The organism is Paenarthrobacter sp. YJN-5 (genome assembly GCF_015040095.1).
In the GTDB taxonomy this organism is placed as follows: Bacteria; Actinomycetota; Actinomycetes; order Actinomycetales; family Micrococcaceae; genus Arthrobacter; species Arthrobacter ureafaciens.
Window position 1 is genome coordinate 395,302 of sequence record NZ_CP053544.1, and the last position, 20,931, is coordinate 416,232.

Consider the following 20,931-nt stretch of genomic DNA (forward strand, 5'->3'; position numbering starts at 1 on the left):
ACATCCCTGCGCCAATTCGTAGCTGACACCGGCCACCGCCGGTAACCGCGGAAGGACCAGCTTTGAGCTTTGCCACGATCAAGGGCAGCCGCCCGACATGCTGAAATATCTGCTGAAGCGGTCGGGAATCTACCTGATCATGATCTTCCTGACCACCAGCGCGGGATACTTCCTGGCTGTCTCTACGCTCAAGCCGGCGCTCCTCGAGCAGGAAAGGATTCCGCGGCCCACTCCGGAACAGGTGTCGGCGTCGTTCAGGGGACTGGGATTGGACCCGGATGCCAACCCGTGGCAGCGCTACGTGGACTGGCTCGGCGGCATCATCACACGCTGGGATTGGGGCCGCAGCCCGAACGGGGCGTACGTCAACGCCGAGTTCGCGGACCGCGTGATGGTCTCCACCCGGCTCTTCATCGCCTCCATCATTCTGACCCTCATCATCGGTGTTGCGCTGGGCGTCTACTCGGCAGCCCGGCAGTACAAGTTCCCGGACAGGGTCATCACCTCCTACAGCTACTTGGTCCACATTCTCCCTGCGCCGATCGCCTACTTCCTGGTGCAGCTGGGCGCCATCAGCGTCAACGAGGCGGTGGGGGAGCGCATCTTCTTCGTGACGGGAATTTCGACGCCGGGAATAGACCCCGGCTGGCCGGCTTTCGTTGACCTTGTGGCCCACTACGCTGTGCCCACCTTCGCGATGACCATCTTCGGTTGGGCCGGATACCAGATCGCGCAGCGGCAATACCTGCTGGACAACGTCAATGCCGACTTCGTGCGGACAGCCCGCGCCAAGGGCCTCACCCGCAACCAGGCAATCCGCAAACACGCGTTGCGGGTGTCCTTCATCCCGGTAGCGCAGAGCATCGCGTTCACTATCCCGGCCATCTTCACGGGCGGTTTCTTCGCCGAAGCGATCTTCGCGTGGCCCGGCATCGGGCTGTGGAGCATCCAGGCGATCGGCCTCCAGGACGTTAACGTCGCCACGGCAACCCTGGCCTATGGTTCGGTGATCTTCGCGATCGGCGCCATCCTGGCAGACTTCGCCACCACGCTGGTCGATCCACGAGTGAGGGTCCAGTAATGAGCAACATCATTGACCCCATCGCCGAAATCGACGAGTCCCGCGTTGCAGACCAGGACGTGGTGATCGGCAAGTCGCGCATCATCTTCCGTCGTTTCATGCGGAACAAAACTGCCGTGGCCGGCCTCGTGATCTTCCTGGCGCTGTTCCTCTTTTCCCTGTTTGGCGGTTTCCTGACCCCGTGGGACAAGGACACCATCGATCCCCTCAACATCGGAATGGGACCGTCGCCCGAGCACTTCTTCGGCACCACCCAGGCGGGCATCGACCTCCTGGCCCTGATCGTGGACGGCACCAGGACCTCGATCTTCATCGGATTGATCGTCGGTGGTCTTTCCGTGCTGATCTCCGCCGTCTACGGCTGCACCATGGCGTTCTTCGGGGGCAAAGTGGACGCCACCATGCTGTTCATCCTCGAAGCGCTGATCATGATGCCCGCCATCCTGGTTGTCGCCGTCGCCACCAACGGCGGTGGCGGACTCAAGAACCTGCCCAGCTGGCTGCTGCTGATCATCGTCCTGCTGTTCTTCAGCTGGATGGGCACCGCCCGCTTGGTGCGGTCCTTGTCCATGTCCCTCATGCAGCGCGACTACGTCAAGGCCGCCAGGTACATGGGCGTCCCTTCCCGCAGGATTGTGTGGCGGCACCTCGTCCCCAACATCGGCTCCCTCCTGGTGCTCGACTTCACGCGTGGCATCACCGGAGCAGTCCTGGCAGAAGTAGCTTTCTCCTTCATCGGCATCGGCATCAAGCTCCCGGACGTTAGCCTGGGCGTCCTGATCGGCCAGGCAACAGGCCAGGTGTCCTCCTTCCCGTGGATGTTCTGGGTTCCGTTGGTTGTCATGTTCCTCCTGACGGGTTCGCTGGCCATGATGAACGACGGCCTCCGTGACGCTTTCGACCCCAGTTCCAGTTCCATCGGCCGGGCCAAGCGAAACTCCGGCAAAGCAGTCGAAGCTGCACAGAGCTCAAAGGGAGCCAGCAAATGAGCACCAACATTTCCCAGACTCCCGCGGAACGGCTCCGCGATGCCGGCCTCTACGCTCCCGGCGACGCGGTCCTCAGCGTCCGCGACTTGAACGTCCGCTTCAACTCGGAAAACGGTGTTGTCCACGCTGTCCGCGGCGTTGATTTCGACCTGATGCCCGGCAAGACCCTGGGCATCGTGGGCGAATCCGGTTCGGGCAAGTCCGTCACCTCCATGGCGATCATGGGCCTCCTGCCGGAAACGGCGGACATCACCGGGTCAGTCCGTTTCAAAGGCAAGGAACTCCTGGGCCTGAGCGACAAAGCCATGTGCAAGCACCGCGGCAATGACATCGCCATGGTGTTCCAGGATCCGCTGTCCTCGCTGACCCCTGTCTACACGGTGGGCAACCAGATCATCGAGGCGCTCACGGTCCACAACCCCACCATGAGCAAACAGGCCAAAGAAGCCCGCGCCGTCGACCTTTTGCGGATGGTGGGCATCCCGAGTCCCAAGGACCGGCTCAAGGCCTTCCCGCACGAATTCTCGGGCGGTATGCGCCAGCGCGTCATGATCGCCATTGCGATCGCCAACGATCCGCGGGTGCTCATCGCCGATGAACCCACGACGGCGTTGGACGTCACCATCCAGGCGCAGGTGCTGGAAGTCCTTCACGCCGCGCAAGAGGAAACCGGCGCCGCCGTCGTCATGATCACGCACGACCTCGGCGTCGTAGCGGGCATGGCCGACGACATCATGGTCATGTACGCAGGCAAGCCGGTGGAAACCGGCACCGTGGAGGACATCTACTACAACCCCCGGATGCCCTACACACTGGGTCTCCTGGGGGCAGTGCCCCGGGTGGATACCGCCACCAAACAGTCGCTGGTGCCCATCGAAGGGACGCCGCCCAACCTCACGTTGCCCGTCACTGGTTGCTCCTTCGCGCCCCGCTGCCCGCTGGCCAGCGAGGAATGCCTGGACGGCGAACCAACCCTGTGGCCGGTGCCGGCGCCCGATGGCGCAGTTGTCCAGGGCCACCAGGCAGCCTGCATCAAGTCGGAGAAACTGGCCGGAGACGCAGACGCGCACCGCATCTTCAAGGCGCCCCCGCTTCCGGTATCGAAGTTCGACGGCGTTCCCCGCGTCGAGCGGGAAAAGGTCCTGGAACTCAAAGACGTCAAAAAGCACTTCCCGCTGCTCAAGGGTGCCCTCATCAAGCGCCGGATCGGCACGGTCAAAGCCGTGGACGGCTTGAGTTTCGACATCCGCGAAGGTGAATGCCTCTCAATCGTGGGGGAATCGGGCTGCGGCAAGACCACCACCCTCCTGGAAATCATGGAGTTCCACCCCGAGCAAACGGGCGAGGTGGTGATCGGCGGCGTCAGCAACAAGTCCGCCACGGACAACAAGACCAAGATGGCCATGCGCAAGGAAATGCAGATGGTCTTCCAGGATCCCACCGGAGCCCTGGACCCGCGGTTCACCGTGTACGAGGTGCTGGCCGAACCGCTCGAAAACCTGGGCATGCCCAAGGCGGCCGTCAAGAAACGGATCATGGAACTCATGCGCCTGGTGGGGCTGCAACCGGACCACGTGAACCGGTTCCCCAACCAGTTCTCCGGTGGCCAGCGGCAGCGCATCGGCATCGCCCGGGCGCTCGCAGTCAATCCGAAGCTCGTTGTCCTGGACGAGCCGGTGTCCGCGCTGGATGTCTCCGTGCAAGCCGGCGTGATCAACCTCTTGGACCAACTCCGCGCCGAACTCGGCCTGAGCTACCTGATGGTGGCTCACGATCTCTCCGTGGTCCGGCACATCTCCAACCGGGTGGCCGTCATGTATCTGGGGAAGATCGTGGAGACCGGCGACGTGGACGACGTTTTCGACAACCCCCGGCACCCCTACACAAGGGCCCTGCTGTCTGCGATTCCCGTGCCGGATCCGGAAGTTGAACGCACCCGTGAACGCATCATCCTCGAAGGTGACCTGCCCAGCCCCCTGGACGCCCCCAAGGGATGTAATTTTGCGACTCGCTGCCCCGTATTCGCAGCGCTTCCACCGTCCAAACAGGAGAAGTGCCTTAATCTGGAGCCGCCCTTGGCCTCAGAAGGGCAACAGGAGTTTGCATGCTTCTTCCCGGATGGAGAAATAGATGCCGACATGCTGGTGGTGCATGCCTGACGACACATGACGCATTGAAAAAATCCCTGGTCTCAACTCGCAATGATTTTCCAGTCGTAAACATGAAGGGCACACCATGAAGAAGTACACGACGATCGGCGGCGTAGCACTGGCAACAGCGCTGATGCTGACCGCCTGCGGCGGGGGAACGCCGTCGGGTCCGGCCTCCCAGAAGGCCGAAGAAGCAGGCGGCGACATCAGCAAGCTGATCAGCGTCAACGCCAAGGAAGCCAAGGACCTGGAGCAGGGCGGCACGGTCACCCTGGCCGTGGGCAGCATCGGCCCGGATTTCAACGGCTTCTCCAACGTGGGCAACAGCGCGGACACGTCCGCACTGATGACCCCGGTGAACACAGCTTCCATTAACAGCGGTGGCATCGGCGGCTGCTGGAAGCTCGACTTCGACGGCAAGGCAGAGCCGAACAAGGACTTCTGCGAAGAGGTCAAGAGCGAAGTCAAGGATGGCAAGCAGACCATCACCATCAAGATCAACGACAAGGCGACGTGGAACGACGGCACGCCGATCGACGTCAAGACGTTCGAGAACACGTGGAACATGCTCAAGGGCGAGGACACGTCGATCGACATCGTAAGCGCCGGTGCTTATGCGTTTGTTGACTCGGTCAAGGCCGGAGCCAATGATAAGGAAGTCATCGTCACCACCACCCAGCCGGTCTACCCGCTGGAAGGCCTGTTCTTCGGCCTGATCCACCCCGCCATCAACACCCCGGACATCTTCAACAAGGGCTTCGCCGGTGAGATGCACCCCGAGTGGATGGCCGGCCCGTTCAAGGTTGAAAACTACGACACCACCGCCAAGACCGTCACCATGGTTCCGAACGACAAGTGGTGGGGCCAGAAGCCGGTTCTCGAGAAGATCGTTTGGCGCCAGATGGAACCCAGCGCCACCATCGCAGCTTTCAAGAACGGCGAAATCGACGCAACCAGCGGCCGCACCCTCGGCCGTTACAAGCAGCTCGAAGGCACCAAGGATTCCGAGGTCCGCCGTGGCCAGCGCCTCTTCGCAGGTGGCCTGAACCTCAACGCCAAGCGTCCGGCCCTCACCGACGTCGCAGTACGCAAGGCAATCTTCACCGCCGTCGACCGCAAGGCCATCCGCGATGTCCGCTTCAACGGCCTGAACTGGTCCGAAGAGAGCTCGGGCTCCATGATGCTCATGCCGTTCTCCGAGTACTACCAGGACAACTACCCCGTGAAGGAAGGCGGCGCCGAGCAGGCCAAGAAGGTCCTGACCGACGCCGGCTACGCCCCGAACGACAAGGGCATCATGGCCAAGGACGGCGTTCCGGTTGCCTTCAGCATCACCAACTTCGGTGACGACCCCACCACCGCCGCCACTTCGCAGACCCTGCAGAAGCAGCTCCAGGCTGCGGGCATGGACGTTTCCATCGACCAGCGCGGTGACGCCGACTTCGGCAAGGTTGTTGGCGGTCGTGAGTTCGATGTGACCATCTCCGGCTACACCGTTGGCCCGGATGCCACGGACGCAGTCAAGCAGTACTACGACTCCGCCACCAACGAGAACGGTCTGGGCGACGCCGAGCTGGACGCCGAAATCAAGCGACTTGCAACCATTGCCGACGACGCCGAGCGCAACAAGGCCGCCATGGAGGTAGAGAAGAAGCACATGGAGAAGTACTTCTCCATGGGTACCGTCCTGAACGGCCCGGAGATCCAGTTCGTTCGTACGGGCCTGGCCAACTACGGTCCGTCCCTGTTCAAGAGCCTGTCCAACGTTCCGGACTGGACCACCATCGGTTGGGAAAAGGGCGCCAAGAAGTAACCCGTCAAGCCTGATCTATATGATCTGCTTGATCTGACAGGTTCGACAGGACCTGAACGATCTGCTGTATCCGCTTGATCTGAACGATCTGCTTGACCTGACAGGATCTGAACGATCTGCTTGACCTGAAGAAGGCCGGGATTTCCCGCAGCCGCTGGTGTGTGCCACGGCCCGCGGAGGAGTCCCGGCCTTCCCCATGCGTTCCTCTATCACATCCCACCCCCTTTCACCGATCGCTCTCCCACATCCCACCCCCTTTCGCCGATCGCTCTCTCACATCCCGCGACGTTTTGGGCATCCTTCTCTCACATCCCACCGCAGGAAGTGCTCCCGCTCCGGGGCGGAAAGGCGTTTGTACATCATGTACATCTCAGACACCATCAACCGCGCTGCCTACGGGCACGAGCGCATCAGCATCACACGTAGTGGCAAGCGTGCGGCCGTTTTGATCAGAGCCGAGGATTTGAAACGACTTGAACTACTCGAAGATGAGGCGGACCTGGGGGCTCTCCAAACAGCCAGAGCAGAGGACGACGGCACTCGAATCAGTCTTGACGAGATGCTGAAGGAAAACGGCATTAACCGTTGACCGTCTATCGAATTGAGTTCACCGCAGCAGCTGCTAAGCAGATTCGTAAGCTCGACCCGGCTATCAGGCGACGATTTCTGCTGGGCATTTCCGACCTTCGGGACGATCCGCGACCCCCGAGTGATTTGCGAAATAGTTGACAGCGAGCTGGTTGTTGTCTTCCGGTCAGCGCACCGGCTTGAGGCGTACTGAACTGCCAGGCACAGCGTTGCCCATCAACGTGTACGGCTCCCCGATGTCCGACCGACTCCCCGGATAGCGCCCGCCCAGATAGAGCGTCGCTGAAAAGGGGTGGGGAAGTGATAGAGCGTCGCTGAAAACGGGTGGGGAAGTGATAGAGGAAGGCCCGGGAGGGGTGGGGAAGTGATAGTGGATCGGTAGCCTAGGCACATGGCTTCCTCACCGATCCGTACCGCTGTTGCCGGCTTTGGGTTGTCCGGCAGCGTCTTCCATGCCCCGTTCATCGAGGCCCACCCTGCTTATCAGCTGAGCATGATCTCCACGTCGGACCCCGGCCGCCAAGCGCAGGCGCACACTAAGTACCCGCAGGCAACGGTGGTCCAAACACCGCAGGACATCCTCGACGCGGCCGGGCATCTGGACCTCATCGTCCTGGGCACACCGCCCGCAACGCACTTTCCACTCGCGAAAGCAGCGCTGGAAGCCGGCCTTGACGTCGTCGTCGACAAGCCCTTCACGGTGCGCAGCGCGGAAGGCGAGGAACTCATTGACCTTGCCCGCACAGCGGGTCGGGTCCTCACCGTGTACCAGAACCGCCGCTGGGACGGCGATGCGCTCACTGTGCGGAAACTGCTCGACGCCGGGACGCTGGGTTCAGTGACCCGGTTCGAGGTGGGGATGGAGCGCTGGGCCCCGGAGATCTCCAAGGCCTGGAAAGCCGGCGCCACGGCGGACGACGGGGGCGGCGTCCTGTTCGACCTTGGCACCCATGTCCTGGACCTCGCCCTCCGGTTCTTTGGTCCCGCCCGGGTCGACTACGCGGAGATCACGGCCCGCAGGCCGCAGGAACGGGCGGACGATGACGTTTTCCTGGTCCTCCGCCATGAGTCCGGCGTCGTGACCCACGTGACGCTGAATCTCAACAGCCACCTCCACGGCCCGCGCTTCCGTATCCTGGGCACGGACGGCGGCTTCGTGAAGTTCGGAACCGACCCGCAGGAACCCTTCCTTCTGGGAGGCGGCCTGCCCACGGATGCTGACTACGGCGTCGAAGATTCCGCGCACCATGGAACGCTGGAAGTCAACGGCAAAAGAACTACTGTTCCCACCGAGCGCGGTGCCTACCCTGAGTTTTACCGCCTGCTTGCGGAGAAGATCGACGACGGCGGTGCGGCCTCCGTGCTTCCCCCGCCGGTGGATCCGGCTGGCTCCGTAGAGGTGCTGAAGTTGATCGAGCAGGCGAGGGAGATGGCCGTTTAGCCAACCTCGGTGCTTGCGACCAAGGCGTAGATCGCTTTGAGGTCCTGATTGTCATCCGACGCCCGGCAGCTGCCCGTGAGTTGGACGACGTCGGTTGTCACATCCCGCTGAACCACTGTCACCGCCGTGAACTGGGTCAGGGACCCGGCATCGGGATGGGTGTACCGGGCTTCCCTAATGTGCCAGTCCCTGCCGTTGATCACCACGGGCTCGGTGCCCAGCAGGACAGCGTCCGGGAGGGTGGAAAGGAAAGCATCCACGGACTTTGCGATGTCCTTCAATCCATAGTCCGGGGTGCGGCGGGACACCGTGATCACCACATTCGGGACGTAGCTGCCGGGGACCGCCGGGCCCATCAAAGCCCCGACGGCGTCAGGCACCACCCGGGGCGTCCAGCCTTCCGGGGGATCCACCGCGATGGAAGGGAATGCCGGGAAGGCTGTTGACGGGTAAAGCTGTGTGGACGGCATGGGTGCCCTTCGCGCTGGGAAGTGGTTACTTGGACAGGAACTCGACGAATCCGGTGACTGAATCCTTGAAGCCGGACGGGCTGATCTTCACTTCGGCCCCGGCTCCGAGGCCCAGTTCCGCGGTCACCTTGGCACCGACGCCCAACGTGAAGCCGTCTTCGTCCATGGAAGCCTTGAAGGTGTAGCCCTCCCCGGCGCCGGCGGCAACAGTCCCGGAGGTTGAGAGCCGCTGCCCCAGGAACTCCACGTACTGCGACTGGGTCAACTCGGCGCCGACGCCCGCGCTCGCGGCCGAGCCTGTAACGCCGTCGGCCTTGCTGCTGCTGACTTCGGCGCTACCGGCACTTGCCCACGCGCCGCCCCGGATTTCCCCGCCCTGGCCTACCCCGAAGAGGCCTCCGGCAAACTCGGTCTCATTGGTCATGGTCACCTTCTGGCCGGCGAAGGCCTCGCCGCCGCCTCCGAAAAGGAACGGGCCGGCGTTGGCGTGCGCGCTGGCCTCGGCGCCTGTCATGGCCCGGACCGTGGAGGTGTTGTTGACCCAGCCGTCGAAGAATTCGCTCTTGGTGGTGGTGATGTTCTCGATGCCGACGAAGGCCTCGCCGGTGGCCTTAATGGCCGGGCCATCCAGGAAGTTGAAGCCGAACGGGATGTGTCCGGTGATGCTGCCGTTCCCGCGCGCACCGGCGAACGTTTCGTTGGTGGTTACGGTCTTGACGGGTCCGAACTCCCCGCTGCCTGTTATGACGAACCGGCTGCCTGCCGATCCGTCCGCGGACACCCCGAATTCCACTCCGGCGGGGCCGAGCGAGCCATGTGCTTCGCTGCTGCCTTCCACGCCGGTAGACCCCTCCGCGCCAATCGTCAGGGGGCCCACGGTGACGGGGTCGATGCTGAAGCCGTTGGAGTTGGAGTAACTGCTGCTGGCGACGAACGCGTCCCCGCGTGAGGCCAGCTCCTGTTGGGTGGCGTTCGTCCGCAGGGTCTTGGCGTTGGCCCGTAAGCACGCGGCTGCCGCTGCAAGGCGCCGGGAGAGCTCGCTGTTCCACTGGCTACGGAAGCGGTCGGCGTCCTGCCCTCGCCAGTAGTGGCCGTCATGGACCAAAGACGTTAGTTGCCGTTGAAGGGCTGCCATCTTGTCCGCCTCGGCGTCCATCACTTGGGACAGCCACCGAAGATCCGCGACGTCGGCGCCAATCAAACCTTGTCCCACAACAGCTCCCCCTGCGTTGAAAGTTATCCGGCCGCAGACAAGGAGTTCAGCAAGGCCGTTCCCCGAGCCTAGCCGTCGGCAGAGGGGCGCGCGATGGGCAGTTCTCTCCTGTGGGGTTCCTTCTCCGTCAAAAAGTTTTTCACCAAGGCGTAACCTCGCCGGGGTCCGTAGCGATGTAGAGGGTGTGCGGGCCGCGTCCGCACCCTGATCATCCGGCTGCGAACACGTCGCGGCCGGGGCAATCTCCCAAACTTTCGGAGGGTCTTCAATGTCCTTGTTCTCTGTCATCGCTTCGAGCAAAGTCGCCGCGAGCGTCCTGGCCGCCGGAGCCGTAGCCGCCGGTGGAACCGGCGTCGCTGCAGCCAACGGCGCGCTCCCCACCGAGCTCCAGCAGAGCGCCCACGAGCTCGTTGGCGCCCCTGCCCCCGCCGCAAGCCAGGCCGCCGAGCAGGCAACCCAGCAGGCCACCGACGCAACGGAAGCCGCTGCTGCCAAGGCGACTGACGCCGTCGAGACCGCCAAGGCTACGGCCGAAGAGGCGAAGGCCGCCGGTCAGGACAAGGCCGCAGACGCAGTAGCGGCCGCCAAGTCCGCTGCGAACGACGCCGTCGCCGCCACCCCGGAAGCATTCGGCCTGTGCACCGCGTTCGTCAACGGCGGGCTGAAGCCGGACACCAAGATCCCCGGCTACGAATCGTTGGTCATCGACGCCGGCGGCGAAGCCAACGTTGAGGCCCACTGTGCCGCTGTTGTGGACGCCGGCAAGGCCGCGGGACTGAAGGCTGACGCCACAGCAAACGCCGACGCCGACGCTTCCGTTTCGGCTGGAGTCCCGGCCGTTCCGGCTACTCCTGCAGTTCCCGGCACGCCGTCCGTTCCGGCAACTCCTGCAGTTCCCGCCACGCCTGCGGTTCCCGCAGCTCCGGCACTGCCTTCCCAGGTTCCCACGGACCTGCCCGCAGGCCCCGGCGCAGCCCTCGATTCTGTCCGCTAAGCACCAGGCAGCTACGGTTTAAGGGCGGGGCTTCTTGCCGGATCCGAGCGATCAGGCACGGAGCCCCGCCACGTAACGGACGGCAGCAGCAACGGTTTGGGGGCTGTAACGCGTCGCTGCGCTGCGCAGGATGGAGGCATCCGCGGGTGCTGAACCCTTTGGTTGAAGTGAATGCCCAAGCAGACCAGGACGATCCTGGCCTGCTCTTTACCGCTGCCTACAACACCTTTTCCGGACCCGTCCTCGGATACCTTCGGGCCCGGGGTGTGGAGGATGCGGAGGCCGTCACGCAGGATGTGTTCCTGGCCCTGTACCCCAAGATCCCCACGCTTCAGGGCGGCCTGCAAGGGGCAAAGTCGTTGTTGTTCTCCATGGCCCATGCGAGGATGGTGGACCACTACCGCCGTCGGGAGCGCACCCCTGACGCGGCCCCTTACGAAGCCGACCTTGACCACCGCAGCGCACCTTCGGCCGAGGATCAGGCTGTCGGCGGCCTCGGGGCTATCCACCTCTTGGAAGGACTCCCCGACGATTACCGCGAAGTCCTGGCACTCCGCGTGGTAGCCGACCTGTCCGTCGAAGATACGGCGTCCATCATGAACAAGTCCCAAGGGGCCATCAAGCAACTGCAACGCAGGGCACTGACCGCATTGAGGAAACAAGCATTGGCGCAGCGGACACCGCAAAGGAACGAGCACGCATGAACAACCATCCTCAGCGGCAACGCCCGGAAGCCTCCGTTGACCGCTTCCTGGCAGATTCCGGCGTCGACGATGCTGCGGACATCCGCACCGAACTGCTGGAGCTTCGTTCGCTCGCGGCCACCAATCCGGCGCCGTCGGACGCTGTGCGCGCGCTGTTGACCGGCAGTGCAGCCGCGCAGGAAACCACGACGGCGGCCATGCCGGCTGTCCGCGACGAACTGGCCTTCCGCCGTCGTAAGCGCCGCGCAGCCTTCACGGGACTTGCCGTGGCGGTTTCGCTGGCAGGCGGCGCCACGGCCGCCGCTGCACAAGAGGGCGGAATCGCGGGAACATTCCAGCACTGGGGTGCGGCCATTGGCTCGGTAGTGGACCAGTTTGCGCCCGCTCAGGCTCCTGCCGAGGCGCCCCACGAGGAAGAGCAGGCAGGCGTCCCCGTTCAGGACTCACACTCGCCGCAACCCGCATCGGGCGTCCCCGGAGAATCGGCCGGCACCGTTCCGGGAGGCGGAGCCACGCCCCCAGCAGCACCCTCATCCGGACCCGGTAAACCCAACGGCAACGAACAGGCCAAGGAACCCGCCCGTCCGGCAGTTCCGGGAAATGCACTCCCGCTACCCGCCCCGCCAGTGAGCCCGGAGAACCTCCCCAAGCTGGATCCACCGAAGGTTGAACCGTCCGACATCCCGGTGCCTGTTCCCACGCACGTCGTTCCGGAGATCCCCAAAGCTCCCGCAGACCCTGCGAAGTAGTCCGCCCCCGCCCAATAACCCCCGCGAGATGACAATTAATGCCAATGTTTCCCTCAAACATTGGCATTAACTGCCATCTCGGTAGGGGCGCATCGGGGTGAACAGACGACGGCGGGGTGCTGCTTCCGTAGAAGCAGCACCCCGCCATTTTTTCCTGCCCGGGTTTGCTCAGCCGTTAGGCGGAGACCAGGGTGTGCCAGTCCTCAACGAGGGGCAGGTTGTGCGCCTCGGAGACGGAGTGGTGAGCCACGTGGCCGGCGGCGATGTTGAGGCCGGCTGCGAGGGCGGGGTCGCGGTCGAAGGCGGCCTTGACGCCCAGGTTGGCCAGGGCAACTGCGTAGCGCAGGGTGACGTTGGTCAGTGCGTACGTGGAGGTGTTCGGAACAGCGCCAGGCATGTTGGCAACGCAGTAGAAGATCGAGTTGTGGACCTTGTACGTCGGTTCCTGGTGGGTGGTGGGGTGCGTGTCCTCGAAGCAACCGCCCTGGTCTACGGCGATGTCCACCAGAACCGAGCCCGGCTTCATTCGGGACACGAGTTCGTTGGTGACCAGCTTGGGAGCCTTGGCGCCGGGGATCAGGACGGAACCGATGACCAGATCTGCGTCGACAACTGACTTCTCGATCTCGTAGGCATTGGAGGCGACGGTCTTCAGGCGGCCCTGGTAGAGGGCGTCCAGTTCACGCAGCCGGTTGATGTTGATGTCCATGATGGTCACATCAGCACCAAGTCCCAATGCCATGGCAGCGGCGTTGGTTCCCGCAACGCCTGCGCCGAGGACAACAACCTTGGCCGGGCGCACGCCCGGGACGCCGCCCATGAGGATGCCCTTGCCGCCGGCGGGGGCCATGAGGGAAGAAGCGCCAACCACCACGGAGAGGCGGCCTGCAACTTCGGACATCGGGGCGAGCAGCGGGAGGGTGCGGCCTTCCTGCACGGTTTCGTAGGCGATTGCGGTGACGCCGGAGTTGATGAGCTCGGCGGTGAGCTCGGGCTCGGCGGCCAGGTGCAGGTAGGTGAAGAGGATCAGGCCCTTGCGGAAGCGGTGGTATTCCGCCTTGATGGGTTCCTTGACCTTCATGACCATGTCCGCGCGGGCCCAGACATCGTCGGCGTCGTTGACGATTTCCGCGCCGGCGATCGAGTATTCCTCGTCGGTGATGCCGGAGCCGAGGCCTGCACCGCGCTCTACGAGGACGGTGTGGCCGTGGGTGCGGAACTCGTGCACGCCGGCGGCCGTGATGGCTACGCGGAATTCGTTGTTCTTGATTTCCTTGGGGACGCCAATGATCATCTGGGGCTCCATCGTCAGCGGCCTCTTAAGGCCGGTTTTTTGTGCTGTGGGCTGTGCTTCCAGAATAGGTCCGGCTGTGAGGCAGGTGACATGGACTGGTGTGGATCCGGCTGCGGATTCCGCGGAATATCAAGGGCTGAGCTCGACATTTGTCGAGAAGCGGAGCGTCAAGTGTCGCCTGCTGTTGGTACGCTTTTTTGATGCAGCAGGACGTTGAGCAACTCGTCGAACGCGTAGCGCTAAAGCTGGGCAGGGGATTGTCGCTTGAGGACCTTGACGGTGTCCTCCTCGCGTACAGTTCCAACCAGTCCCACGCGGACCGCGTCCGGGTGAATTTCCTGCTCAGCAAGCGTGTGCCCAGCGACGTCAGCGCCTGGCAGCTTTCGCACGGTATCGCGACGGCGGTCCGTCCCGTTGTGATTCCGGCCAACCCTGACTTGGGCATGCTGGGGCGCGTTTGCGTACCGCTGTTGGTGCGCGGCTTCCGCGTCGGTTACCTGTGGGTGCAGCAGGACCTTGAGGAGCAAAGTGCGACGGCGATCCTCACCCAGCTGCCCGGCGTGCGTGACGAGTTGGACCTGCTCGCGGCCTTGCTGTTGGACTCGAACACGGCGGAGTCCGAGTTCCGCCGCCGGAGGGAGCAGGAGTTCCTGGCCGCCTGTGGCGGGGAATCCAACGCGGTGGCTGCGGTGGCCGGGTGGAAGGAGATCCAGGGCAAGGGTCCCTGGCAGGTGGTGACCATCCTGGACGCCGGTGGTGCCGGGTCCGGCGTCGATCCTTTGGACGCCACCTTGACCCACCGTTCCGCGGCGCTTCAGTCCACCATCGGCGTCGATGTTGCCCTCTTCAGCGCCGGGACCGAGACGCATTCGGTGGTCCTCTTCCGTGAATCGGGCGGCCGGGCCGTTCATGCGCAAGTACTGGTGCACTACCAGCTGGAGTTGGCCAAACGTGCCGGCCGTTCGGTGGACCGCATCATCCTGGGCATCAGCGAACCAATACAAGTGATCCGGCAGCTTGCCGGGGCGTACCGGCAGTCGAAGGTGGCTGCCCAGGCGGCGGCTGTCGAACCGTCGCTGGGAGAGCTGGTGGACAGCCGGTCGGTGGGGGTCTATCAACTCTTCGACCGTCTGCAGGCGCCCGGCGGTTGGGACGACACGGGATCCGTCCACTACAGCACCCTTGAAGGGCAGGATCGAAACGGTGAACTCCTGCCCGTCCTGGAGCTCCTCTACGACAACGACGGTTCGGTGCAGGATGTCGCCGCCAAGCTCCACCTGCATCGCAGCAGTATTTACAACCGACTCGGCAGGATCCGCCAACTCATTGGGGCCGATCCCCTCAGCGGTGCTATCCGGTTGGAGCTTCACGCCGCGCTGAAGGCCCGGCGCTGGGCGGTCAGGCCACGGATCTAGAGGCGCCACAGGATGAACTCCGATGGACAGTCCCTGCCCGTAAGCTTAGTGTGAGAAAGCGGTTTCTCGCGGGACTGGTAATTAGGGAAACCGCTCCAAGCGGCACCTGTTACCAATGCGAAAGGGGGCGGGGTGGGCGGCGTCGTCTCCGGCATCCTCATCATTTCGGCAGTCATTGCCGTGGGCTACCTGGCCGTCCGGTGCAAACTGCTCGCCCCGGAAGTGCAGGGTGCGCTGACCCGCACCGCCTTCTACATCACCAACCCGGCGCTGCTCTTCACCGTGGTGGCCGGGAGCGACATAGGGGCCGCGCTCGGCGTCGACGCCCCGCTGGCCCTTCTGTCTGCTGCCGCGATGGGGCTCCTGTACTGCCTGCTGAGTTTCCTCTTTTTCCGAAGGCCCGTGGCCGAAACGGCTGTGGGAGCCATGGCCAGCAGCTATGCCAATGCCAACAACATCGGGATCCCCGTTTCCCTCTATGCGGTGGGAACGGCCCAGCACGTGGCCCCGGTCCTGCTGGTGCAACTCCTGGTCCTGGCGCCCTTCTACGTCACCATCCTTGGTGTGGCCGGAGGGGCGAAGGTGCCTTGGAAGCGGGTGGTCCTGCAGCCGTTGGGGAATCCCATGATCATCGCGTCAGCGCTGGGCGTGGTGGTGGCGTTGACCCGGTGGAAGGTTCCGGAACTGGTCCAGCGGCCCATCGATATGTTGGCCGGAGCTGCCGTGCCCATGGTGCTGCTCGCCTTCGGGATGTCCTTGGCGGGCCGCGCTCCGCTGCAGAAGGGCGACGGCCGGGTGGAAACCGTGGTGGCGACGCTCCTGAAACTCGTGGGGATGCCCTTGGTGGTCTGGGCGCTGGGGCGGTTCGTCTTCGGGCTCGAAGGGCAGCACCTCCTGGCGTTGGTCATCATGGGTGCGCTTCCCACGGCACAGAACGTGTTCCTTTTCGCTTCCCCGTATGGCCGGGGCACTGTTGTTGCGCGCGACGTCATCCTCCTGACCACAGTGCTCTGCGTGGGGGCCTTGCTGGTGGTCGCGTGGCTCTTGGGGTAGCGAAACATGTGACCGACCCGGTGGCGGAAGAGTCGGGTGGCAGAACAGAAGGCAGGAACCCTTGCCGGGTCCCTGCCTTCTTGGTTTCACACTTGTTTGTTAGCGGCGCCCGTCAGAAACGGCGCAGCCGCTGGTGGCTCCAGCGGCCCATCCGATGGCGGAAAGTGGCCGTCCGGCTGCTGCAGCAGTACCGGCCGTGCCAGCCGATGTGGGTAGTGGTGCGGGGCATGCGGGTGCTCACTTGAGGACCCCCTTGGCTGCGTCGAGCAGGCCGTCCACGTCCAGGCTCGGAGCCTCCGTCGGTGCGCTGGACTTAGGGTCGGAGCCCGGCTTCGGGGAGTCGCTGGGCCGCGGCTTGGAAGTCTGCGTCGTCGTCGGCGTGGGCGTTGGGGTGGTGGTTGGCGTCGTCGTCGTAGAAGGCGTCGTGCTGGGCGAAGGCGCCGTGATGTTGTCCGACGGCGGTGCCGGCTGGCTCGGAACGGGCGACGTCACGCCCGGTACTGGAACCACGGCCGAAGGGGCGGTGGACGGAACCCACTTGGGGTCGGCCAACGAAACCTGCGGCGTCGGAGTGGACGACGGCGGTGCTGCCGCTGCCGGAGAGGCTGCTTCGACGGCGGACTGCCCGGTATCCGTCGTAGCGGCCGACGTCGAGGACGCGGTGGAGTAGGACGGCGTCGGGCCAGGAGTGGCCGAGCCCGTTGCCCGGTCTTCGCCGGAATTGTTAGCGCCGCTGGCCTGGTTTTGAGTGTCCTGTCCGAAGATCGGCAGGTCCATGGCTTGGCTTACCGTTCCCACCGTGAGGACCAGGCCCAGTGCTCCGGCGACCACCGCCATGCGCTGGCTCATGGTCTTCACGGACGCTGCCTTGGTCAGGACGGCGTGGGGTTCCTTGGTGAAGGAGGAGGAAGCAAAGGAACCAAAGGCCGACTTCGCAGCATTGCGTCCTGCGGCTCGTCCTGCCGCAGGACGTGCGCCGTCGTGCTGGCCACGGGCGGTCTTGCGACTGGCCAATCCGGCGGCGGCTGTAGCGTCAGCGGCGATCCGGGCCGGCGTCTTGGGCTGGGGGGTCCCGGCCGCGGCGGCAACGTGCGCCGAAACCACCGGAATAGCGGCAGTCGCGGGCTCGGGCTCAGTGGCGGGCTCCGCCGGCGTGGCCTTCACCACGGGGATGGCAGCCGTGGGCGGTCCGGGCGTAGTGGACTCCGAGCGCGGAGGAGCGGCAACTACGGGGATGGCTTCGGTGCGCGGCTCTTCGGTGGGGGATTCAGCGGTGGGTTCGGAGTCGGACTCAGCACTCGGTGCAGCTTCCGGAGCCACGACTGCCTGGGCCGCGCGCTCGCGTTCCATCGCCCGTCGCTGTGCTCGTGTCATGGGCGCAGCGGTGGGGTCGGTTGCGGTGGCGGGTACCGCCGTCGTGCTATCCATTTCGGTGGCCGGACCGCTGGGCTGGGCCCGACGGCGTCCGGTTGGCTTGGTGGGCTGGCCGTCCCCTTGGGCACGGCGCGGCTGATCCATGGTTGGGGACATGGTGTTTGCCTCTCAACGCCTGCGAGGTTAGCTGTCGGGTTCGGACGAGGCCGTCCGGCCGCACGTGGCGGCTTCACCCCAAGGGCCTGCGGGGAACAGGCCCGGGAACTCTGGGTCCCCCGTCTCTGCCGCGGGTCTGGCGGGATTCCGGGATGCGGCAGAGCTCGGCGTCAGCCCGGAAGCGGCCCAGCGGAGATACGGGTCGCCCTACGAAGTTACAGCAGCAGGGAAGTAAAGTCACATTAATGTAACGGACGGTACATGAGGGCCGGCAGCGCCCGCGCTGGCGGACGGACGCGCCACACACCGTCCACATATCCCTGCTGAACACTAGCTTTCGGCGTCTACCGGCCGGTAGACATGAGCTATGGACCTACCCGTGATGCCACCCGTTTCGCCCATGCTCGCCAAATCCGTGCCCAACATTCCTGAGGTTGGGCACTACGAACCCAAATGGGACGGGTTCCGGACCATCGTCTTCAGGGACGGGGATGACGTCATCCTGGGCAGCCGGAACGAGAAACCCATGACCCGGTACTTCCCTGAGCTGGTGGAGGCGTTGAAGAAGAACCTGCCGGAGAAATGCGTGGTGGATGGCGAGATCATCCTTATTTCCGGCAACCGGCTCGACTTCGAAGGACTGCAGCAGCGCATCCACCCCGCCGACAGCCGCGTCCGGATGCTTGCAGAGAAGACGCCGTCCTCCTTCGTCGGGTTCGACCTCCTGGCCCTCGGGGACGAAGACCTCACTGCCCGGCCGTTCTCCGAGCGCCGTGCTGCGCTGGAAAAGGCGCTCGCCGATGCCGAGCCGCCCGTGTACGTGACGCCTGCGGTCACCGACCTAGAGCGGGCAAAGGAATGGTTCGTGCAGCTTGAGGGAGCAGGGCTCGACGGCGTGCTGTCCAAACCGCTCGACGGTACCTACCAGCCGAACAAGCGGGTGATGTTCAAGACCAAGCATGAACGGACGGCGGACTGCGTGGTGGCCGGTTTCCGTTGGCACAAGACGGCGGACGTCGTGGGGTCGATGCTGCTGGGGCTCTATGACGATTCCGGCAAACTCCACCACGTCGGAGTGGTGGCCGCCTTCCCCATGGCGAAGCGGAAGGCGATGGTGGCCGAGTTGGAGCCGTACCAGGTGGAGATCGCGGACCACCCCTGGGGAGAGTGGGCCAGCCAGGAAACCGGAGCGGCGGTTGGTTCGAGGATGCCGGGGGCCCAAAGCCGCTGGAGTGCCGGCAAGGACTTTTCCTTTGTTCCTCTGCGGCCCGAGCTGGTGATCGAAGTGGCGTACGACTACATGGAAGGAGACCGGTTCCGGCACACCACGCAATTCCGCAGGTGGCGGCCGGACCGGACTCCTGAAAGCTGCACGTACTCACAGCTGGAGGAGCCGGCCGACTATAACCTCGGCGAGATCCTCAAGCTGAAGTAGGGGAGTTCTATTCCTCGTGCCCTTGATCCATGCTCATGCTGTCTTCCGCTGGAGGCGTTTCTCCCGGGGGTACTCCGCCGCCGGGTTCAAGCCCTGTGACGTTGCCGTTGTCCGGATCCGGGTTCGCTGATGCGGCGGGATCGCGGTCTTCGTCCTGCCTCATGTCCGGGTCTTCATGGATGCTGTCGGGCTCGGCCGCGCCGGACACTCCGAAGGTCTGCGGATCGTCTTCCGGGTCATAGCTTGTCATGGTCAAACCCCTTCCTAAGCAAACTTACTATTTGGCTTGCCCTGCCAGCCTAACCGTGTCCTGTCCAGCGCAACAAGGGGCGTGCCGCCGTCGTGAGGCTATGCCTGCGTACGGTCCGACGTTGCGGCGACGAAGCTCCGGATCGCGTCCGCAACGGCCTTCGGCCTCATGTGCTGGGCCACGTGTCCCACTCCCGGAATCTCCACCAGCCTGCCTTGGGGAACAGCTCGGGAGAGCCGCAGCGACCATTCGGGTCCTGCCACGTGGTCGCGGCTGCCTCGCAGGATCAGCACGGGGTTCCCCACAAGGCTCAGTCGTTTCTCGGTGGGGTACTCCATCATCACGGGCAGCTCGGTGAGGTACCAGCGGGGCCCGCACAGGAAGTAGTCGGAGACGACGATCCAGTTGGAGGACGGACTTTCGCGAAGGAGCCCATCCAGGAAGAGGGCCAGCGATTGCCGCCGTACGTTCTTGTGCTTCGAATCCACCACAGGACCCATCAGAACCACGTGCGAGGCCTGCTCCGGTGCATGAAGCGCAGCCTCGATGGCGAACTGGACGCCCATGGAGTGGCCCACCAGCACGTAGGAAGTGATGCCCTTCGCTTTCAACGTCTCCGCAATGAAGGCACCGTATTCCTCGGCCATGACTTGGTGGTCCGGTGTGGGCGTGCCCGCAAAACCCGGCAGGTCGAACGAGTACGTCGGCGAACCAGCGGCAAGGACGGCGTGGAGGCGGGCAAGGTAGCGGTGTGAGACGCCGATGCCGTGAATCAGGATGTACACGGGGCTGTCCGGGGAGCCGGGCGATGGCTGCGAGCCGGGCGGCGGGGTTCCGTTGGTCCAAAGGATGCGACCCTTAAGCCCGCCGGCTTCGACGTCTTCCGAGCGCAGGGGCGTGCGGCGTGTCAATCGTCCTCGCACCTGTTCTACTCCCGCGCGGGGTCGTCGGACCCGGCTGATTCATCCGCGCTCTGGTGAACGTCGGCAGCGTTGGCCGCTTCCCGGCGTCGGGCGATCTTTGATTCCGTCCACATCGCGACGGCGACGAACACAACGCACGCGAACATGAACGTGGCCACGAAGTTCAATCCCATGGCCGAACCAAGGGGTGCGGCAACAGCCATGGCGGCCGCTCCGGCCACGATATGCCACCCCTTGAAATTTCCCACCAAATAAGCGTAACCCCGGCGTTTGCGGCACTCCGCCTCTTGGCCGGGATCGTTGCTTGATCCTTATCACCACGCCCTGTCTACGGCGTGTCGTCAGGTCCCGGGGCTTCCTCTGCCGCACTGGCCGCGGCTTCCTTGCGCTTCTGCTTTTCCAGCCAGGCCATGATGGCAGCCTGCCGGATACGGCGATGGGTTCCCCGGTACTCCACGGGGATTTCGCCGCGGTCGGTCATATTCCGCAGATAGGTGTGCGAAATCCCGGCAAGCTCAGCTGCCTGGGAGGTGGTGAGCATCTCCTCGACACTGCTGACGGTCACGGTTTCGCCCCTGCTGAGCCGCGCGAGGAGGTCGACGACGGCGTCCTTCGCCTGATCGGGCAGGCGGTGGACGGTGCCATCGACGAACACAGTGATGTCGTTGCTGTCCTGGAGCGAGCGTGCCAGGTTCCGGGCGTCATCGGCGGGAAGGCCGGCCGTGACGCGGGGAGCTATCAATGCCATGGCAGAAGCCTAGCGCGGCTGCACCCCAAGGCGGTGTTGCATGCCGGTTCGCCTGTTTCGACGATTAGCTGCGTGTTAGACGTTTCCTACC

The 20,931-nt window shown here is 64.3% G+C and carries 20 protein-coding genes and 1 riboswitch; of the genes, 12 read left to right on the plus strand and 8 right to left on the minus strand.

Annotated elements, in window-relative coordinates; genetic code table 11:
• The first annotated feature begins 97 nt into the window (after positions 1–97).
• From HMI59_RS01885 to HMI59_RS01910, 6 genes are all read left to right on the plus strand, one after another.
• Positions 98–1,081: an ABC transporter permease gene (locus HMI59_RS01885; protein ID WP_021473009.1), complete on the plus strand. Its 984-nt coding sequence runs from the start codon at positions 98–100 to the stop codon at positions 1,079–1,081.
• The gene (locus tag HMI59_RS01890; RefSeq protein ID WP_021473010.1) at positions 1,081–2,070 is read left to right on the plus strand and encodes an ABC transporter permease; all 990 of its coding nucleotides are present in this window, start codon (positions 1,081–1,083) and stop codon (positions 2,068–2,070) included. The genes HMI59_RS01885 and HMI59_RS01890 overlap by 1 nt, the downstream gene beginning before the upstream one ends.
• Entirely contained in the window at positions 2,067–4,229 is a 2,163-nt protein-coding gene (locus HMI59_RS01895; protein WP_193592620.1) for an ABC transporter ATP-binding protein, read from the plus strand. The genes HMI59_RS01890 and HMI59_RS01895 overlap by 4 nt, the downstream gene beginning before the upstream one ends.
• A 76-nt stretch (positions 4,230–4,305) precedes the next feature.
• Entirely contained in the window at positions 4,306–6,033 is a 1,728-nt protein-coding gene (locus HMI59_RS01900; RefSeq protein WP_021473012.1) for an ABC transporter family substrate-binding protein, read from the plus strand.
• Positions 6,034–6,394: 361 nt separating this feature from the next.
• Entirely contained in the window at positions 6,395–6,622 is a 228-nt protein-coding gene (locus HMI59_RS01905) for a type II toxin-antitoxin system prevent-host-death family antitoxin (protein WP_193592621.1), read from the plus strand.
• 390 nt (positions 6,623–7,012) lie between these two features.
• Entirely contained in the window at positions 7,013–8,062 is a 1,050-nt protein-coding gene (locus tag HMI59_RS01910; RefSeq protein ID WP_193592622.1) for a Gfo/Idh/MocA family oxidoreductase, read from the plus strand.
• On the opposite strand, the gene HMI59_RS01915 is transcribed toward HMI59_RS01910, so the two are convergent.
• Both HMI59_RS01915 and HMI59_RS01920 read right to left on the minus strand, forming a co-directional pair.
• Complete coding sequence (locus tag HMI59_RS01915) at positions 8,059–8,532, minus strand: hypothetical protein (RefSeq protein WP_193592623.1); 474 nt, start codon at positions 8,530–8,532, stop codon at positions 8,059–8,061. The genes HMI59_RS01910 and HMI59_RS01915 overlap by 4 nt on opposite strands.
• 25 nt (positions 8,533–8,557) lie before the next feature.
• Entirely contained in the window at positions 8,558–9,745 is a 1,188-nt protein-coding gene (locus tag HMI59_RS01920) for a hypothetical protein (protein WP_193592624.1), read from the minus strand.
• Between the two features lie 268 nt (positions 9,746–10,013).
• On the opposite strand from HMI59_RS01920, the gene HMI59_RS01925 reads away from it, so the two are divergent.
• The 3 genes from HMI59_RS01925 (at position 10,014) to HMI59_RS01935 (ending at position 12,192) form a co-directional block, all read left to right on the plus strand.
• Positions 10,014–10,739 carry a hypothetical protein gene (locus HMI59_RS01925; protein ID WP_193592625.1) on the plus strand — a complete coding sequence of 242 codons (726 nt, stop codon included), beginning with the start codon at positions 10,014–10,016 and terminating at the stop codon, positions 10,737–10,739.
• 146 nt (positions 10,740–10,885) lie between these two features.
• Positions 10,886–11,443, plus strand: a complete 558-nt coding sequence (locus HMI59_RS01930) for an RNA polymerase sigma factor (protein WP_193592626.1) — start codon at positions 10,886–10,888, stop codon at positions 11,441–11,443.
• The gene (locus HMI59_RS01935; protein ID WP_166185962.1) at positions 11,440–12,192 is read left to right on the plus strand and encodes a hypothetical protein; all 753 of its coding nucleotides are present in this window, start codon (positions 11,440–11,442) and stop codon (positions 12,190–12,192) included. Before HMI59_RS01930 ends, HMI59_RS01935 begins: the two co-directional genes overlap by 4 nt.
• Positions 12,193–12,367: 175 nt before the next feature.
• On the opposite strand, the gene ald is transcribed toward HMI59_RS01935, so the two are convergent.
• The gene (ald, locus tag HMI59_RS01940) at positions 12,368–13,486 is read right to left on the minus strand and encodes an alanine dehydrogenase (protein WP_021473020.1); all 1,119 of its coding nucleotides are present in this window, start codon (positions 13,484–13,486) and stop codon (positions 12,368–12,370) included.
• Between the two features lie 200 nt (positions 13,487–13,686).
• On the opposite strand from ald, the gene HMI59_RS01945 reads away from it, so the two are divergent.
• A complete protein-coding gene (locus HMI59_RS01945; RefSeq protein ID WP_227471506.1) occupies positions 13,687–14,901 on the plus strand; it encodes a CdaR family transcriptional regulator in 1,215 nt (404 codons plus the stop codon).
• 132 nt (positions 14,902–15,033) lie between these two features.
• Positions 15,034–15,954 (plus strand): AEC family transporter, encoded by a 921-nt coding sequence (locus HMI59_RS01950; RefSeq protein WP_193592627.1) that lies wholly within the window; start codon positions 15,034–15,036, stop codon positions 15,952–15,954.
• Between the two features lie 237 nt (positions 15,955–16,191).
• Here the strand turns inward: HMI59_RS01950 and HMI59_RS01955 are convergent, their stop codons facing one another.
• Positions 16,192–17,484, minus strand: a complete 1,293-nt coding sequence (locus HMI59_RS01955; protein WP_193592628.1) for a hypothetical protein — start codon at positions 17,482–17,484, stop codon at positions 16,192–16,194.
• A 4-nt stretch (positions 17,485–17,488) separates the two neighbouring features.
• Positions 17,489–17,636: riboswitch (cyclic di-AMP (ydaO/yuaA leader) on the minus strand.
• 215 nt (positions 17,637–17,851) lie between these two features.
• On the opposite strand from HMI59_RS01955, the gene HMI59_RS01960 reads away from it, so the two are divergent.
• Positions 17,852–18,919 (plus strand): ATP-dependent DNA ligase, encoded by a 1,068-nt coding sequence (locus HMI59_RS01960; protein WP_193592629.1) that lies wholly within the window; start codon positions 17,852–17,854, stop codon positions 18,917–18,919.
• A 7-nt stretch (positions 18,920–18,926) separates the two neighbouring features.
• Here HMI59_RS01960 and HMI59_RS01965 read toward each other — a convergent pair whose 3' ends face one another.
• From HMI59_RS01965 to HMI59_RS01980, 4 genes are all read right to left on the minus strand, one after another.
• Entirely contained in the window at positions 18,927–19,169 is a 243-nt protein-coding gene (locus tag HMI59_RS01965; protein ID WP_021473025.1) for a DUF6480 family protein, read from the minus strand.
• A 98-nt stretch (positions 19,170–19,267) separates the two neighbouring features.
• Positions 19,268–20,080, minus strand: coding sequence for an alpha/beta fold hydrolase (locus tag HMI59_RS01970; RefSeq protein ID WP_227471507.1), 813 nt, complete (start codon positions 20,078–20,080; stop codon positions 19,268–19,270).
• Positions 20,081–20,097: 17 nt separating this feature from the next.
• Positions 20,098–20,340, minus strand: coding sequence for a hypothetical protein (locus tag HMI59_RS01975; RefSeq protein WP_021473027.1), 243 nt, complete (start codon positions 20,338–20,340; stop codon positions 20,098–20,100).
• An 80-nt stretch (positions 20,341–20,420) separates the two neighbouring features.
• A complete protein-coding gene (locus HMI59_RS01980; RefSeq protein WP_166185957.1) occupies positions 20,421–20,840 on the minus strand; it encodes a helix-turn-helix domain-containing protein in 420 nt (139 codons plus the stop codon).
• Between the last annotated feature and the right edge of the window lie 91 nt (positions 20,841–20,931).